Consider the following 15,466-nt stretch of genomic DNA (forward strand, 5'->3'; position numbering starts at 1 on the left):
CTGGGTGCGTGACAGGCGTTCGCCCGAGTCCGGCTGAGCCAGAACGGCGGGAATCGGGAGCGGCATCCCCGCGGAATCAGGACGCCTTGGGAGCGGCTGACCGGACGGCCACCAGGTCATCGTCGGCGACGGCGCGCACATCCGCAGGGGCGAGAGTCACAAGCGCCTGAGTCCGCCCCGACGCAGCCACGAACTCGACAACGATCGCACCTGGACCCGGGGCATCCACGACCGCCCCGAGGTCACCACGGCGCAGACCATGCGCCGGTAGATCGCAGTTCAGCACGACAACGTCTAGGAGGTTGGGCGTCACTTCGTCTCTCCGGGATATGCCGTCACGAACCGTGCGTGGTCCTCGCCTGTCCGCATGAACCACACACTGACCATCATCTCGGACGCACCTGTCGGTCCCCGTAGGATAGCGCGGATGCTGAAGCGCTGACCCTGCTCGTCCTGCACGCCGGCCTCCGCATCTTGGTGCAGGTGCTGTTCCCGCAAGGCCTCTTCGAGGACCTCCCAGTGGTCTGCCGTAAAGCCGAGCGCAGCGAAGAACCGAGCCTTGAAGCGTCCGATCGGGTGCGCCGTCGACAGGAGGTAGCCCTCCAGCTTGGTGCGGTCGATGAGTGCCCGCTCAGCATTCGGAAGACGCACGGCGCATTCTACCGTCGTCAGGATCGCAGGGGTCGAGGCCTGGCAACGGCGCATCCGGGCCGTAGGTGCGTAGGTAGTTCTTCAGCCGCAGTTTGCGAGCCGTGTTCTCGCTGCTCATGTAGCGGATGACGCCGAACACTTCGCGGCGGGGGGCCCATGGGCGGTCGTACCGGCCGAGCACCCAGAAGATGCCGCTGTAGGAGTTCGGATCGCGTCCGTCCAGCGCGTACTTGTTGTTCAACTCGATCATCACCGCGAGCGCCTCGCGCGGGTCGGGCGTCCAGTGCAGGATCTTCTTGCCCCATAGCATCCGCAGGTAGTTGTGGATGCGCCCTTCGCGCACCAGTTGCCGCTGCGCAGCATTCCAGACCGGATCGTGGGTCTCGGCACGTTCGAACTGCTGCAACGTATACAGGTGCTCGCGGCGGTCGGCGGCATGGGCATCGAGCGAGGCACGCGCCCACTCGGGAAGCGACTCGTACCGGTCGTAATCAGCGCGATTGGCGGCGAAGTTGAACCCGAGTTCGCGCCACGTGATCAGCTCGTCGAGGAACGCCTCGACCTGCGGCGAGGCACCCCACCAACCCTCCCGGTTGCCGTTCCCTCGGGCGGCCAGCTGCCGCGACGTCCAGCCAGCGTGCGAGGCGACGTCGGAGAAGATGCGGTGGGCGGCGATGTGTCCGAAGTGCAGCCAGGGCGAGAGGCCGGACGCGCCGTCGCTATCGGGCTGATTACGCTCATCGTACCGGCCGAGGCCGTGCGCGATGAACTCCTCGAGACGGACGTGAGCGGCCGTGGACCCGCCGGTGAGCACGGGCGATGGCGCCACCGAGTGGTCGATGGGCAAGGTAGCCAGGCCTTCGGCTGTCGCTCGCAGAAGCGTGTCGTTCGCGGGCGGCCACCTTTCCAGCACCTCGGCTGCGACAGGGGCGGCGCGGCGCGGCAGCACCTCCAGCGGACTCCGCACCGGGAACTGCATCAGCTGCGCCGGGAGCGCCTTCTGCACGTAGCGGCGGAACGCGTACGCGGTCGGGTAGACGGTGCTCGTCGCGCGCATCGGCAGCAGGCCGTTGCCATCCACGGCCTCGAGGCGGCAATCCAGGCGTGCCGCCGCGGCGGCGATCATGCGTGGCAGGAAGAAGGTCGGGTAGTCGTCGGTGACGACGACGGCCGCGTCTGCGGCAAGTCGCCGAAGCACGCCCTTGCCGGCGTCCGGCCGCGGCTCGACGTAGGCGAAGTACGTCACGCCCAGCCGTCCGGCGGCGGCCCGATGCTCGGACATGCCCTGCAGCACGAAGGCGTGCAGGCGATCGCTGGCCCAGGGGTAGCCGACGCGCAACGGCTCGAAGATCAGCAGCGGCAGGTCGAGCTCGCTGGCCCACCATGCCGCGTGTTGCAGGGCGAAGTTGTCCTCGAGCCGCCGGGCCGCGATCATCCAGTAGAGGACGTAGCGGGCGGCGCGGCGAGGGGGCGCGTCGCGTAAAACGCGGACGCGTGAAGCAGGCGCCGCCACGAGCAATTTAGGATTGTTCAGCGACATTCAAAATTCAGAATGAAGGGTTCACTCGGGGCGCCCTGAGCGCGTCGGGCAGTCGGCGATCTGAATGCAGGACGCAACGCGGAAGCCTGGCGTTGCCGGCTTCGCGCTGCATTCTGAATTCTGAATGTCGTGGCGGGGACCTGAATTGACTTTGTGGTGGCGGTGCAGGGCCCCGCGCTTCATTCTGACTTTTGAAGGTCGCGGTAGAGACCTGAATTCCCGTGAGAATGCTGTGCGGCAGCCTGGCGGTTGGCGGGCGGCGCGAGGCGGCGCGTCACGTAGAACGCGGACGCGTGAGGCGGGGGCCGCCACAGGCAATTTAGGATTGTTCAGCGACATTCAAAATTCAGAATGAGGGTTCACTCGGGGCGCCCTGAGCCGTCGGGGGCAGTCGGCGATCTGAATGAAGGCCGCAACGCGGACGCCTGGCGTTGCGCGTCCCGCGCTCAATTCTGAATTCTAAATGACGCCGCAAAGCCCTGAATTGCTAATGAATGCCGTGGCAGGGACCTGCATTGCCTTTGTGGTGGCGTTGCCGGCCCCGCGCGGCATTGTGAATTCTAAATGACGTGGCAGAGTCCTGAATTCCCGTCAGTCGCAGGAAGGGTAGGATCAATCATGGAGTCCCGACGATCGGCGCTCGAAGGGTGGACGCCCGAGCAGTTGGCCCTGGGCCGAGCCTGGGCTGCCACCTGGCGTGACGCAGGCCCGCGACTCGAGGCGATCCGACGACAGGAACTGCGAGCCCTCGATGCATTCGCCGCGATCGCACTCCTCTGCGGGGCAGCCGACTACCAACTGCCGCCGCGCGCGCCTGCGCCGACATCCGGGCTCCTTGAACAGCAGCGGCTGTTCATGAGGCTGCGGCCGCTGTGAACGCGCTGATTCGCGCGGCAGCCGACTTACAGGCGGTGTGCGAGGCGCAGCAATGGCGCTTCTGCTTCATCGGCGGACTCGCCGTTCTCCGATGGGGAGAGCCGCGCGAAACGATCGACGTCGACCTGACGCTCATCACAGGCTTCGGCCGCGAGCGAGAGTTCGTTTCTGTTCTGCTGGATGCATTCCGGCCACGCATCGATGATGCCGGAGCGTTTGCCGAGCGCAACCGTGTCCTGTTGCTGCGCGCCGCGTCCGGGGTCGGACTCGACATCGCGCTTGGGGGTCTTCCCTTCGAGGAGTTGGCGGTCGAGCGGTCCACCCGATTCACCTACCCGCCCGACGTCTCGTTGCGGACCTGTTCGGCGGAGGATCTGATCGTACTCAAGGCCTTCGCCGACCGTCCGAAGGACTGGGTGGACATCGAGGGCGTGATCGTCCGTCAGTCCCGACAGCTGGACTGGCCGTACGTGTGCGCGCAGCTGGCTCCCCTGGCAGAGTTGAAAGAAGAGCCTGAACTGCTCGATCGACTGGAACAGACACGCGCACGCATCGATTGACGCCTCGGCACCATCAAAAATTGAGGATTCTTCACGGAAATTCAAATTCAAAGTGAAGGGTCTAGTCGGGCGCTCAAGCGCTTCGGTGCAGCCGGCGATCTGAATGGAACGAAGGACGCAACGCGGGAGCCTGGCGGTTGGCGGGCGGCGCGAGGCGGCGCGTCACGTAGAACGCGGACGCGTGAGGCGGCGCCGCCACAAGCAATTTAGGATTGTTCAGCGACATTCAAAATTCAGAATGAAGGGTTCACTCGGGGCGCCCTGAGCCGTCGGGGGCAGTCGGCGATCTGAATGAAGGCCGCAACGCGGACGCCTGGCGTTGCGCGTCCCGCGCTCAATTCTGAATTCTAAATGACGCCGCAAAACCCTGAATTGCTAATGAATGCCGGGGCAGGGACCTGAATTGACTTCGTGGTGGCGGTGCCGGCCCCGCACTTCATTGTGAATTCTAACTGACGCTGAAGAGTCCTCAATTGTGTGCGGCAGCAAGGCGGTGGCGTGAAGGTGTTCTGCGGGAGCCTGGCGATGTGCGCCCCGCGCTTCATTCTGAATTTTGAATGACGCTGAAGGGTCCTAAATTGAGTGCGACGGCCGGCGTGGTTCGTCCCCTGTGCAGGACGCTTCCGGCCGGAGGCGCCTGGCACGCGCCTTGAACTAGGGAGCGGCGGGACTGCGCCGAGTCAACGGGATGCGAAAACCGTAAGGCAGGCGCTGGCATCGCCGCATTCCGCGTTTGTGGGCGGCTCGCGTGCAGTCTCTGCAGGACCTCGGGGGAAGGTTGTCATGGGTGCGCAGGGGGCGTATCCAGGGCAGCATTCCCCCGATTCCTTTCCGGGTTCCAGCTCCTCCGGAGCGAAGGAGGCACTCATGTCCCGCTACTCCCGACCTGTTCTCGCGGTGCTGCTGGCGCTGGGCCTTGCCGGCTGCGCCATGCGTGCCAAGACCATTGCCGACATCCGCAACGACCCGGGCCACTACGACCATCGCCAGGTCGAGGTGACCGGCCGCGTGACGAGTGCCTACAGCATTCCGCTCGTGCCGTACGGGCTCTACAAGATTGACGATGGTTCGGCGGAGATCACGGTGCTGTCGCAACAGCGCGGCACGCCGTCGAAGGGTGCCCTGGTCAAGGTGCGAGGGGACGTACGCCAGGTTGCGAACTTCGGGGTGACGTCGGTGGGCCTGCACATCGAGGAAAAGGACAGGGACATCGTGCGGAGGTGATACCGGACCTTCAGGGAGGCTCCTCGACATTCAGTGGCTGGAAGGAACCGGCCGCTACGCGTGCTGCTGGAGAAGGACCCGGACAACCCCTCATTCCATCGCCATCTGGTCCTTCGTTACGCTGCAGCCGCTGCGATTGCCTGAATGGACGGCGATGCTGGCGGCGGTCGCGCCGCTCGCATTCGGCATCCTGCTGCGCGCTCGTCTGCCCGACTTCCCGTGGCTCTGGCTGTCGAGCACGATCGACTAGACCGCCGTGCGGATCGCCGCTCTCTCGTTCGGACCGGCTCTGGCCGCCTGGGTCGGCGCGCTGGTGGTGGGTATCCTCGCGAACCTGTACGGCACGCGCGGGCTCGGTCCCGCGGCGGTCGCGCAGGTGCCTGGTGTGCTGCTCCTCGTCCCCGGCAGCATCCGCTACCGGTAGCTGGCAAGTCTGCTGGACCAGAATGTGGTGGTAGGTGCCACTGCCGGCTTCACCATGATCCTGACCGCTGTTGCGATTGACGGCGGCCTGGTGCCAACGGCGCGCAAGTAGGTCGAACGTCAACCCCTGGCGCGGCCCCGTGCACGAGGGGAGCGATCTGTCCGGCCCAACTAAAAAGGGCGCGGGGCATGATGCCCCGCGCCCTTCAAAGCACACCTTGCCTGGACTCAGCCCTTGCCGAATCGGCGGCGCATCATGCCGATGCCCAGAAGGGCGGAACCGAGCAGCGCAACCGTCGTTCCGCCATCCGGGACCGAATCAAACGGGTTGTCCGGCGTAGACGGGCCCGACGCATCCACAAGCCCTGTGTACCCCGTGACGCCGCTCAGAATGTCGACCGCAAAATAGGCCTGGACATCGCCCCCGACGGACTTCTGTGCGAAGTCATCCGTAGTCAGGCCGGCGGCGAGGATGTCGATGGTAAACGGACCAGCCACTCCACCGCCGCCCCCGGTTCCGCACTGTTTGCAGGTCAGTGCGTATTCGAAGGTACCGAAACCATTAAATCCAAGGCTTGCGGCAGAAGTGTTGAACAGGGACAAAGAGGTCGACGCAGGAGCTCCCTCCGTGAGTGTAGCGTTCTGATCGACCAGAGGAGCGGGATTAAGGTCGAGGTTGAATGCGATGCTGGCGTCAGGGGGGGCGCCAGGAGGGAATCCCGTATCAACAAGCAAGCTGCCGTCGGCAAGCTCCAATGTAAAGCGTACACCGTTGCCGCCGGCGATGTCCGTCAATGTGATAACCCCGAAAAGGTGGCCATTCCCTCCGCAGCCATTGGTGCAATGGTCACTGGTCAAGGCGTAATAGACGGTATTCGCCGCGACGGGCCGCTCAGCGATGGCGAACAGGCCCGCTGCTGTGAGCGCCGCGAGCAGCGTGGACTTCTTGAACAAGGTCATAGTTTTTTCCTTTAGACGGGTGTGCTTGCGTGAAGGGTAGAAGCAAATCATGGGCCACGGTGTCGTGCGAACGCATTGCGGTTCGAAATTGGTACTTATCCCCTGCATTCTGTGTACTTTATGCGGTGAAGCTAGATTGTCACTAGTGAGGGAGCTCTTATAGCCCTGGCAAGATCGTAAAGTCTGCCGACGCGTTGGGGCTCTCTCGTCCGGCCCCTATTTGGAAACCATCGCCAAGGTCTGCTTCGCCTCTTCGCCGCCAATTCTGGGGTCGAGCTTCAATGCTCGTTCCAAAGCCTGGCGAGACTTTTCTTTTTCACCGAGCTTGGCGTAGGTCAACCCCAGGTGGTACAAAACCTCGGCCGAGTCCGGGCGCTTCCTGAGACTTTCTTCGAGCGGCTTAGCTGCCAAGGACGGCAAGGCTTTCTTGTAATAGACCCAACCCAGCGTATCGTCCACACTCGGGTCGTCGGGCATTTGCTGCTTTGCCGACGTCGCGAGCTGGAGCGCGAGGTCTAGATTCGTCCCCTGTTCAGCGTAAATGAAGGCGAGGTTGTTTGCCGCGAGCGGTGCCTTCCCCGGACCGTTCACCGCCGTTTCGTACGCTTTTCTGGCTTGGTCCCGCTTGCCCTGCCCTTCGAGCAGCATCCCGACCATCGTCCGCGCATGAACGGCCGCCGGGTCGCGATTGGCGATGACCTCGAACTCGGCGCGCGCTTGGTCGACGCGGCGCTGTTTGAAATAGAGCTCGGCCAACAAGGTGTAGCCCAGCGTAAAACGAGGATCCGCGGATACCGCGCGACGAAGCGCCTGTTCGGCCTTTGCTTCATCGCCCGCCGCGATGTGAGATCGTGCCAACAGCACCAACAAGGGACCACTGGTTGGCTGTCTGGCAATCTCCGGCTCGAGTCGGGCAATCGCCGACGCAGGATTCTTCGCCGCAAGATCCAGATACGTAAGCCCGCGGAGCGCCTCGTACAATCCCGGCGCGAGTTCGAGTGCACGCTCGAACGAGCTCCTCGCGGCCGCCGCGTCCCCCTTGCTTGCATGGAGCGTTGCGTTAACGGCATGCACCACGCCGGCGGTTGGCGCCCCCTTGAGCAGCGTTGCGACCTCGGCCTCGGCGCGAGCCGTATTGCCTGCCGCGATGAGGCTACGTGCCAGCGCCACCCGCGCCTGCAAATTCGCGGGCTCAGCCTGGCGGGCCTGCTCTGCGTATTGCAAAGCCCCTGACTTGTCGCCGGTGATCAGGCTCAGCCTGGAGAGCTCCAACTGTGCGGCAGTCACGCGCGGGTTAAGTCGCAACACCTCGCTGAACGACTTGATGGCGTCAGCAACTTCCCCCCGCCTGTCATGGACGGTGGCTAACGTGAACTGGGCTGCCACCGATTGCCGATCGGCGGCAACGGCGGCCTTGGCACGATCAAGTGCCTCGTCGAGCTTGCCCTCCGTCGTCAGCCACCGCGCCTTCATAGCGAGCGCGCCAGCGTGATTCGGCGCCCGCCCCAAGACGTTGTCGAGACGCTTGTGGGCTTCCGCCACGCGATTGTCGGCGTACTCCAGCGCGGCAAGTCTCGCCTCGGCCTCAACAAACGTCGCGCGGTTGGACGAGAGCGGGGTCAGAACATTTGCGGCGTCCTGCCTGCGGCCGACGCTTGTGTAATAGTCGGCCAGTTGAAAACGGGCCGCCGGCGTCTTCGTACTCTCGGCCAGGACCTTGAGAGGTTGCTCTGCCTCCCTGACCCGCCGTGTGGCCACGTACAGCATGCCGAGCATTCGGTTGGCCACAAGATTTTTCGGGTCCAGCGTGAGGGCCTCCTTGAGAATGCCCTCCGCTTCCGACGTCCGTTCAGTCGCCCAGAGGAAGTTGGCGAGCGCCACCTTGGCGTTCACCGATGACGGGGCCAACTCCACAGCATGACGAAATGCCGCTTCGGCCTCCTTGGACTGGCCGCCCTGCATGCGCACGGCGCCGAGATTTAGGAACGCCGGGCTGCTGTCGGGGCTGACCTTGAGTGCCTCTTCGATCTGCCCAATCGCGCCCTCCGGGTCTCGAAGGGACGCCATCGCCGCCGCGTGGAGGAGCAGCGCCTCGACGTCTTTCGGGTTCTTAGCGAGCAGCGCCTTCGCGCGTGCCTGCGCGTCCCCGAAACGCTGACCGATCAACAAGATCTGCGTCGCCTTGATTTGTGCTTCTCGATTGTCGGGGAGGACGTCGGCTGCGCGCACGTACTCAGGGGCAGCGGCACGCATGTTTTCCAGTCGCTCGTACGTCTGCGCCAGCTTAAACCGGGCCTCGCCAAACTTGGGATCGATCTTGAGAGCGCTGGCGTATTCGATCACCGCAAACTCATCCCGCTTTTCGGCCGCGTACTGGTCGCCCCGTTCCAGGTGTTGCACTTTTTGCTTTTCCGGGTTGCTGCAGGACGACGCCAGCAGCGCCGCAAGAATCAGCACGCCGAAGCGACGGCTTCGAGTGTTGCGCATCTTCCATCTCCTTGCATTGAGCCTACCTGGAGTGAACGAACCACCTGGAACCATATCGCATCCGACTCCGGCTCTAGACGGCAGCTTGGACGCCCAATTTGACTCCGTCGACGAGATGCCTGCGGCGAAGATCTCTCGGTTTTAGCCACATGCCGAAGGTCCGCCAAGCGGGCTGTTGTTCTGCGGGGTGCGAGGCGACGTCCGTGAGGTTGGGCAGTTCAATGCCACAGCCGTGGGGCTGCACATCGAAGAGAAAAACCCCGATCTCGTGAGCCGGTCAGCTTACTCCCTCGCGATCCCCAGCTTGTCCAGCAATTCGTAGAACGTTGGCCGGCTGATGCCGAGCTCCTGTGCCGCCGGCGTAATCTTGCCTCCGTGTCGGCGCAGGGACTCCTGGACGAGCTCCCGCTCGACCTGTTCGCGCGCCTCCCTCAGCGTGGGCAACGACAGGGCATCCGAGCCGTCGACCAGTTCGAGATCCCGGGCCGTGACGCGCTTGCCTTCGGACATGATGACGGCCCGCTGGACGCGGTTTTGGAGTTCTCGAACATTGCCTGACCACGCGTGCTGGTTCATGGCGCGTAGCGCGTCGGGGGCGAATGTCAGTCCGGTCCTCAGGTGCTGCGCGCCATAACGGCGCAGGAACTCCTTTGCGACGAGCGTGACGTCATCCCCACGCTCGCGCATGGCGGGTAGCCGGACGACGAGCACCGCCAGACGGAAGTAGAGATCTTCACGGAACTTGCCGCTCGCGACCGACTCCTGAAGGTTGACGTTCGTGGCCGCGACAACGCGGGCGTCGCTCTGGATCTCCTGGCGCCCGCCGACACGCTGAAAGTTCTTCTCCTGCAGGAAGCGCAGCAGCTTGACCTGCAGTTGCGCCGACAGTTCGCCAATCTCGTCGAGAAACAGCGTGCCACCGGCGGCCGTCTCGATGAGGCCCTTACGCAAGGCATGGGCCCCGGTGAACGCACCCTTCTCGTGGCCGAACAGCTCGCTCTCGAGCAACGCCTCGGGTATTGCCCCGCAGTTGATGGCGACAAAGGGCGCGTCGCGCTGACGGCTCCGCCGGTGCAGGGCGCGGGCGACCATCTCCTTGCCCGTGCCGTTTTCTCCGAGGATAAGGACCGGCGCACTGGTGTTGGCGACCTTGCGCACGAACGCGAACACCGTATGCATCGCGGCGCTCGAGCCGATCATCTCTTCAAACGCCTCCGCCCGGGTTTCTTCCTGCACGGCCCGATACTCGCGTTCCAGCTGGGCCACGTACACGCCACGTGCGAGCACCCGACCGAGTTCGTCGGTATCGACCGGCTTGGAAAGGAAATCCCACGCGCCGGCGCCAACAGCGCTGAGGGCGTTCGCCTTCTCTCCCTGTCCAGACACGATGACGACCTTGGCCTGACGGTCGAGGACGAGCAATCCCGAGAGCGTCGCCAGTCCCTCGGTCGGGTCGTTTGGCGACGGCGGCAATCCAAGGTCGAGAAGCGTCACGAGCGGCCGTTCGGTTGTATAGGCGGCAACCGCCGACATCCGGTCCCCGGCCATCGACACCTCATAGTCGGCAGCCAGGGCCCACTTCATCTGCACGCGGATGTCCTCATCGTCGTCGACGACGAGCACGCGAGGCTTGGTCACGTGGTCTGCACCTCTTCCGCCGCGGGCAGAATGATCCGGACCGTGGTGCCGACACCCTGCTGGCTCTCGACATCAATCCAGCCGCCCTGCGCCTCGATCACCCGGCGCGCCTGGAACATGCCGATCCCGAGGCCCCGCGACTTGGTGCTCTGGAAGGGGCGGAAGAGCGAGTCGCGGATAAAGGCCGGAGTCATGCCGCAGCCATTGTCGGCGATGACGAGCACCACGCGTTCATCGGCGGTGTAAGCGCTGACGCGAATGCTGCCCGCTCGACCGGCCATCGCGTCGCGGGCGTTGAGCAGGAGGTTAGTGACAACGCTGCGTAGCTGATCCCGGTCGGCGAGGATGGGCGGTAGAATCGACTTCACGTCACGCTCGACGCCAACCGCTGTCTGGCCCATCTCGGCGACGGCCTCGTCGAGGACGCCGTCGAGAGGCACGGGCGCGAGGCGGACGCCAGGCTGTTCGCGCAGAGAGGTCAGCCGCTCGATCAAGCCGTCGATGCGCGTCACGGTGTTGCTGATCCCCCTGAGCGCGTCGGCGCGGAAGGCGGGGTCGTCGAAGTGCACGGGCAGATTCTTCAGCATCAGGTTGAGTGATGCCGTGGCGTTCTTGAGGTCGTGCACGAAGAACGCCGACATCGAGCGGAAGGCTTCGAGTTCTCGCCCGCGGGCGACCTCGTCGCCAAGATGGAGATTCTCGAGCGCCGATGCCGTCTGGTCGCCAAGGCACTGAAGCAGCTCGGCCTCCTCGCTGGAGTACGGCACGCCGTTCACGCGATCGGCGAGGACGATCGCTCCGCGGACTCGCTCCGCCGATCGTAATGGCACGCACCAACGCGGACCTCCGCTGGTGAATGTGGATGGACACAGTTGTCTCAACGCTTCCGCCCAAGGAGCGTCTACAGCCTCCAGGTCGAATGGCGCAGGTTGCCGCGCCAGCCCTGCCGCCATCTCGGCCCAACCCGGCGCGCCATCATCCTTTACTGCGGTCCCCGACGGCGCAGTAGCCGCAGCGAAGCGAACGCGTCCGCTCGACGTGTCTCCCAGCCACACCGACACAGCGAGGACGTCGAAGGTGCTCGCCGTCAGCGTCGCAGTTGCCGCGGCGAGGCGTCGCTCGTCGGTAACGGCCGCGAGGCGTCGCGACAGATCAGCCCAGAGTCGCGTCGAGTCGTGCTGGGCTTTGCCGAAGTGGCGACCGACGAGCGCTTGCAGACGTTGGCGAAGCCGGTCGGAGAGCAGGAGCACAGCGAGGCCTGCCATGCCGATGAGCACGATGAAGGCCTGCACCTGGAAGCTCTCGGCGCCGCCAAAGCGCCGGACCGACTGCGCCAGCACGCCGACGATGAACAGGTAGCCGCCGACGAGGAGGACGGTGAGCGACGAGCGGAGGACGGCACGGGAGGGGTAGACGTCGAGGCTTCCGAAGCCATTGCGCGCGTAGGCGAGTACAAGGAACACGCATCCGACCATTAGCGCGCTGCTCTCGACGCCGGCGATCGAGGGTTCGTAGGCGAGGTACAGAATGGCCTGGCTGCGCACGAAGATGTAGCCGCCGAAGATGACCGCCATGCCGATCACGACGTACTTGATTCGCCAACGCATGGTGCCGACGGCGGCGCGAAACGTCTGCTCCAGGTTCATCAGCGGCATCACGAGCCCGAGCAGCAGCACCGAGTGGAACGCGCGAGCGACCCCCTCCGATCGAACGAACAGAACGGTGCCAGTCTCGTCGGGAGGCACCACGTCGAGGAGTCGGCCTGGCAGACCGACAGCGATACTCAACGGAACGGCTGCGGAGAGAGCGAGCACCCACCGGGCGCGGATCAGCGCGTCCCGAGCCTCGGCACGCGCGTACGTCAGGCTGAACGCCAGCCAGACGGCGGGGAGACAGGCTTTCGCCACCATGCCGATGGTCAGCCATCTGACCAGCTCGGTCCAGGTCGGGGCATGCAACGCCAGCCCAGTGCAGAGGCTGTCCAGTCCCAGGAGTAGCATGCCTGCCGAGAAGCTCCAGGTGGCGATCGAGGGCGTCCTGCGGACGAGGCTGGCTGCCGCGAGCAGGAGGGCGAGCGTCGAGGCCGCGAACGGCACGAGCGGGATCAGAAGCATGCCTGGTTCAGGCCGCCTTCGACATGGGGGTCTGCCGCTCGCCGCGCCGCAGCCACCACAGCACGAGGAAGAACGGTCCGAGCGATAAGGCGAAGAAGATCGGCCCGCCGCGATGGTGGAGGGCGGAGTCGAGGATGTGGGTGCCGACGCGGATGCACAGTTCGCCCAGCACCCAGACGCGAAAGCCGTTGCGGATGATGCCGAGCGGAATCACGAAGAGCACGAGAGCGAGTCGCCGCCACGTACTCGACAGAAAGACGTTGGCGGCAATGATGCTGGTGATGAACAGCACCAGGCTGGAGCGGATGCCGCTGCATTCCTGGGCGACGACGAGCGTGATGTTCGGGAGCTCGAACCTCAGCCCCTGCCGCACGAGCGGCGTTCCGGCAAGGTGGTAGAACCCCGCCGCTGCTTCCGCTGACGCGAACTGCGAGCCCTTCTCGATTGCGTCCACCGTGGTGTCGGGAAGTGGAACGAGGAATAGGAGAAAGGCAAACGGGAAGGCTGCGGCCCGCATCCATCGCGAGCCTCGAAACCAAAAACCGCCGACCGCGACGAAAGCCACGTAGGCGAGCGCTATCAGGCCCAAGTAGTCGTTCAGGCTCAGGCGGCTGCGCCAGACGAGGCTTGCCGCGAGCGCCATGGCTCCGACAAAGGCAAGAATGAACGTGGCAGGCGCCGCCGGCCGCCCCGGCTTTGGCAGCAACGTCGCTCGCTCGTAGAGGAGGTATGCGGCAATCCCGGGCACCAGCAGTACGTACGAGTGGAGGTTGCTGGCGGCGACATACGTCATCAACCGCGCGAGCGGCCAGATGAAGGCAATGGTCAGGACGACGAGGTAGGGAATCAAGCGAATGTCTGACAGTATGATCGGCCGTGCCCGACCGGACTCGACGCTGGACGCGCCATCTCTTCTACCGTGCCCAGTGCTGGCGAACGACATGGAAGCTTCGCATCGGCGTGATTGGAGCGCTGCTCCTCATGTCTTGGCTCACCAGTGCGTGGTGGACGGCAGCCATCGGCCGCAGCCTGGTCTGCGAGTCTGTCTTGCTGCCAAGCGACGCGATCCTTATCGACAACTTCGACCCGGACTATCTCCTGTTCGAGCGCGCGCGCAACCTCCGAAACGCCGCAATGGCTCCGCGAGTACTCGTGCCGGTGGCAATCGACGCGGCAACCGGCTTGCCCAATCGGGTAGCCCTGGGCGTGGCAGAAGTCCTGGCCCAGTTGTCGCGAGTGGGCTCGGTGGACATCGTACCAATCCGACAGGTCGAGCCGATCACCCTCAACGCCGCACGAGACATCGGCGACTTCCTAGCACGCGCTGGCCTCAAGTCGGTGATCGTGGTCACGCCGCTGTTCAGGAGCCGACGGTCTGCACTGATCTACTCGGCGACCCTAGGCAAAGCCGGAGTCCGACTCCATTGTGAACCGGGTCCCTTGTCTGCCGTGGAGAGGTGGACGGACACCTGGCACGGCGTCCAGAACGTCGTGGAGCAGTGGATCAAGCTGCAGTACTACCGCTTCTACGTCCTCTTGACGCTCCCCCGCGCCCCGTAGCGATAGATCTCAAGTCCGGCCGGTACGCTCCCTCTAGGAGCTTGCTGAAGAACCGGCCATGACGGATGACTTCTGCGCTCGGACTGTGCGAGACGTGACCTACTCAGGCTGCCGCACGTGGGCGTGTCGACCGAGGCGGCCCGTGGCCGCACGGTCGGCGAGCGCCTTACGCGGGCGGGGCCGCCATCGCGATGAGCCTCGGCAGTCGTCGCAGGTTGAAAGCCGCGCACGCGAAGACGAAGAGGCTGTCCACCTTGTCGAGCCCGCGGAGCTTCACCTTGCGGAGGCCGGCCAGCGGTTTGAGCCAGCCGAAGACGCGTTCAATCCTGGGCCGACAGGCTTGACTGATCTCGTAGCCGGCATGCCGGGTCGTGCGGCGATCGATCGCGCTGCCGCCCGTCCGCTTCACGTTCTGGCTGACGTGCGGCGTGTATCCGAGTTGCCGCGTGACATCGACGAAATCGCGGGTGTCGAACAGTTTGTCCGCGCCGAGCGTGCGCGGGCGCGACGGACGCGCATGCTTCTGCAGCATCAGCAGCGCGGCGTCGCGTTCGGCGTGGCCATCCGCCGTCGTGGCCATGCCGTCCACGATCAAACCGTGGCGATTCTCCATCAGCACGTGCCCGAGGTACGCCAGCCGCGCCTCGCTCTGGAACGATTTGCGATACAACCGCGCATCCGGATCGGTCTTGGAGGCGTGCGTGTCGTTGGTGCGTGTTTGGCCATGGAAGTTGCGGCCATCACCCTCGGGCGGCCCGTCCTTCGGCTGAAAACTCTTCTGACTCGCCCAGGCCTCGATCAACGTGCCGTCGACGGTGAAGTGCTCGTCAGACATCCACGCCGAGGCCCGGTCGACGACCCGTTGCAGGAACTGGCGCGCGACCTCCTGATTCAGCAAGCGATCGCGGTTCTTGGTGAAGACGGTCGGGACCCAGATCGGCTCGTCCATCTCGAGCCCCACGAACCACCGGAACAGGATGTTGTAATCGAGCTGCTCCATCAGCAGGCGCTCGCTGCGGATCGAGTAGAACAGCTGCAGCAACTGCGCCCGCAGCAGGCGCTCGGGCGGAATCGACGGACGACCGACGCGGGCGTAGAGCCCATCGAACTCGCGCGACATGTCGCGCAGGATCTCGTCGACCAGCGCGCGGATCGGGCGCAGCGGATGGTCGGCCGGGACGCGATCCTCGGCCGAGACGTAGCTGAACATCGATGTGGGCTGACGGTCGTCTCCGCGCATGCCCGTGATCGTAGTGCTCGGGATCCGCGTTGTCGATCCCTCAGATAACGTTTTTCAGCAAGCTCCTAGTGGACTGTCTTAATCATTCGTAAACATGCACACTGGGCCATACCGCAGCCCCTGGGCGACGTCGTGCTCACCGAAGATGAACGTGCGGACTGGAACGCTACGGGCGCGCCGGTAGCGGCCGAGC

At 64.7% G+C, this 15,466-nt stretch carries 14 protein-coding genes; 5 read left to right on the forward strand and 9 right to left on the reverse strand.

What is annotated here, in order from left to right; translation table 11 throughout:
• Positions 1-76: 76 nt before the first annotated feature.
• Genes LuPra_RS30955 through LuPra_RS30965 form a run of 3 tightly spaced genes read right to left on the reverse strand, consistent with a single transcriptional unit; the run spans position 77 to position 2,164 of the window.
• A complete protein-coding gene (locus LuPra_RS30955) occupies positions 77-313 on the reverse strand; it encodes a DUF4926 domain-containing protein (RefSeq protein WP_110174357.1) in 237 nt (78 codons plus the stop codon).
• Positions 310-651: a DUF6883 domain-containing protein gene (locus LuPra_RS30960; protein WP_110174358.1), complete on the reverse strand. Its 342-nt coding sequence runs from the start codon at positions 649-651 to the stop codon at positions 310-312. The genes LuPra_RS30955 and LuPra_RS30960 overlap by 4 nt, the downstream gene beginning before the upstream one ends.
• On the reverse strand, positions 632-2,164 hold the full coding sequence (locus tag LuPra_RS30965) for a deoxyribodipyrimidine photo-lyase (RefSeq protein WP_234800634.1): 1,533 nt from the start codon (positions 2,162-2,164) through the stop codon (positions 632-634). Before LuPra_RS30965 ends, LuPra_RS30960 begins: the two co-directional genes overlap by 20 nt.
• A 645-nt stretch (positions 2,165-2,809) precedes the next feature.
• Between LuPra_RS30965 and LuPra_RS30970 the strand changes: the two genes are divergently transcribed.
• The 4 genes from LuPra_RS30970 (at position 2,810) to LuPra_RS30985 (ending at position 5,275) form a co-directional block, all read left to right on the forward strand.
• Complete coding sequence (locus LuPra_RS30970; RefSeq protein ID WP_110174360.1) at positions 2,810-3,067, forward strand: hypothetical protein; 258 nt, start codon at positions 2,810-2,812, stop codon at positions 3,065-3,067.
• Positions 3,064-3,627 (forward strand): nucleotidyl transferase AbiEii/AbiGii toxin family protein, encoded by a 564-nt coding sequence (locus tag LuPra_RS30975; RefSeq protein WP_110174361.1) that lies wholly within the window; start codon positions 3,064-3,066, stop codon positions 3,625-3,627. The genes LuPra_RS30970 and LuPra_RS30975 overlap by 4 nt, the downstream gene beginning before the upstream one ends.
• Positions 3,628-4,494: 867 nt before the next feature.
• Positions 4,495-4,851: a hypothetical protein gene (locus LuPra_RS30980; RefSeq protein ID WP_110174362.1), complete on the forward strand. Its 357-nt coding sequence runs from the start codon at positions 4,495-4,497 to the stop codon at positions 4,849-4,851.
• Positions 4,852-5,107: 256 nt separating this feature from the next.
• Entirely contained in the window at positions 5,108-5,275 is a 168-nt protein-coding gene (locus LuPra_RS30985; RefSeq protein ID WP_110174363.1) for a threonine/serine exporter family protein, read from the forward strand.
• Positions 5,276-5,502: 227 nt separating this feature from the next.
• On the opposite strand, the gene LuPra_RS30990 is transcribed toward LuPra_RS30985, so the two are convergent.
• The 5 genes from LuPra_RS30990 to LuPra_RS31010 all read right to left on the reverse strand — a co-directional run bounded on the left by LuPra_RS30990 (position 5,503) and on the right by LuPra_RS31010 (position 13,416).
• Complete coding sequence (locus LuPra_RS30990) at positions 5,503-6,234, reverse strand: VPDSG-CTERM sorting domain-containing protein (RefSeq protein WP_157899900.1); 732 nt, start codon at positions 6,232-6,234, stop codon at positions 5,503-5,505.
• Positions 6,235-6,450: 216 nt separating this feature from the next.
• A complete protein-coding gene (locus LuPra_RS30995; protein ID WP_162472872.1) occupies positions 6,451-8,721 on the reverse strand; it encodes a tetratricopeptide repeat protein in 2,271 nt (756 codons plus the stop codon).
• Between the two features lie 282 nt (positions 8,722-9,003).
• Positions 9,004-10,359 carry a PEP-CTERM-box response regulator transcription factor gene (prsR, locus tag LuPra_RS31000; protein WP_234800635.1) on the reverse strand — a complete coding sequence of 452 codons (1,356 nt, stop codon included), beginning with the start codon at positions 10,357-10,359 and terminating at the stop codon, positions 9,004-9,006.
• Complete coding sequence (gene prsK / locus LuPra_RS31005; RefSeq protein ID WP_110174366.1) at positions 10,356-12,473, reverse strand: XrtA/PEP-CTERM system histidine kinase PrsK; 2,118 nt, start codon at positions 12,471-12,473, stop codon at positions 10,356-10,358. The genes prsR and prsK overlap by 4 nt, the downstream gene beginning before the upstream one ends.
• A 7-nt stretch (positions 12,474-12,480) precedes the next feature.
• A complete protein-coding gene (locus LuPra_RS31010; protein WP_110174367.1) occupies positions 12,481-13,416 on the reverse strand; it encodes an exosortase/archaeosortase family protein in 936 nt (311 codons plus the stop codon).
• 38 nt (positions 13,417-13,454) lie between these two features.
• On the opposite strand from LuPra_RS31010, the gene LuPra_RS31015 reads away from it, so the two are divergent.
• Entirely contained in the window at positions 13,455-14,033 is a 579-nt protein-coding gene (locus LuPra_RS31015; RefSeq protein ID WP_157899901.1) for a hypothetical protein, read from the forward strand.
• A gap of 166 nt (positions 14,034-14,199) precedes the next feature.
• On the opposite strand, the gene LuPra_RS31020 is transcribed toward LuPra_RS31015, so the two are convergent.
• On the reverse strand, positions 14,200-15,273 hold the full coding sequence (locus tag LuPra_RS31020) for an IS5 family transposase (protein ID WP_110174369.1): 1,074 nt from the start codon (positions 15,271-15,273) through the stop codon (positions 14,200-14,202).
• Positions 15,274-15,466: the final 193 nt, after the last annotated feature.

This window comes from Luteitalea pratensis, assembly GCF_001618865.1.
Classification (GTDB): Bacteria; Acidobacteriota; Vicinamibacteria; order Vicinamibacterales; family Vicinamibacteraceae; genus Luteitalea; species Luteitalea pratensis.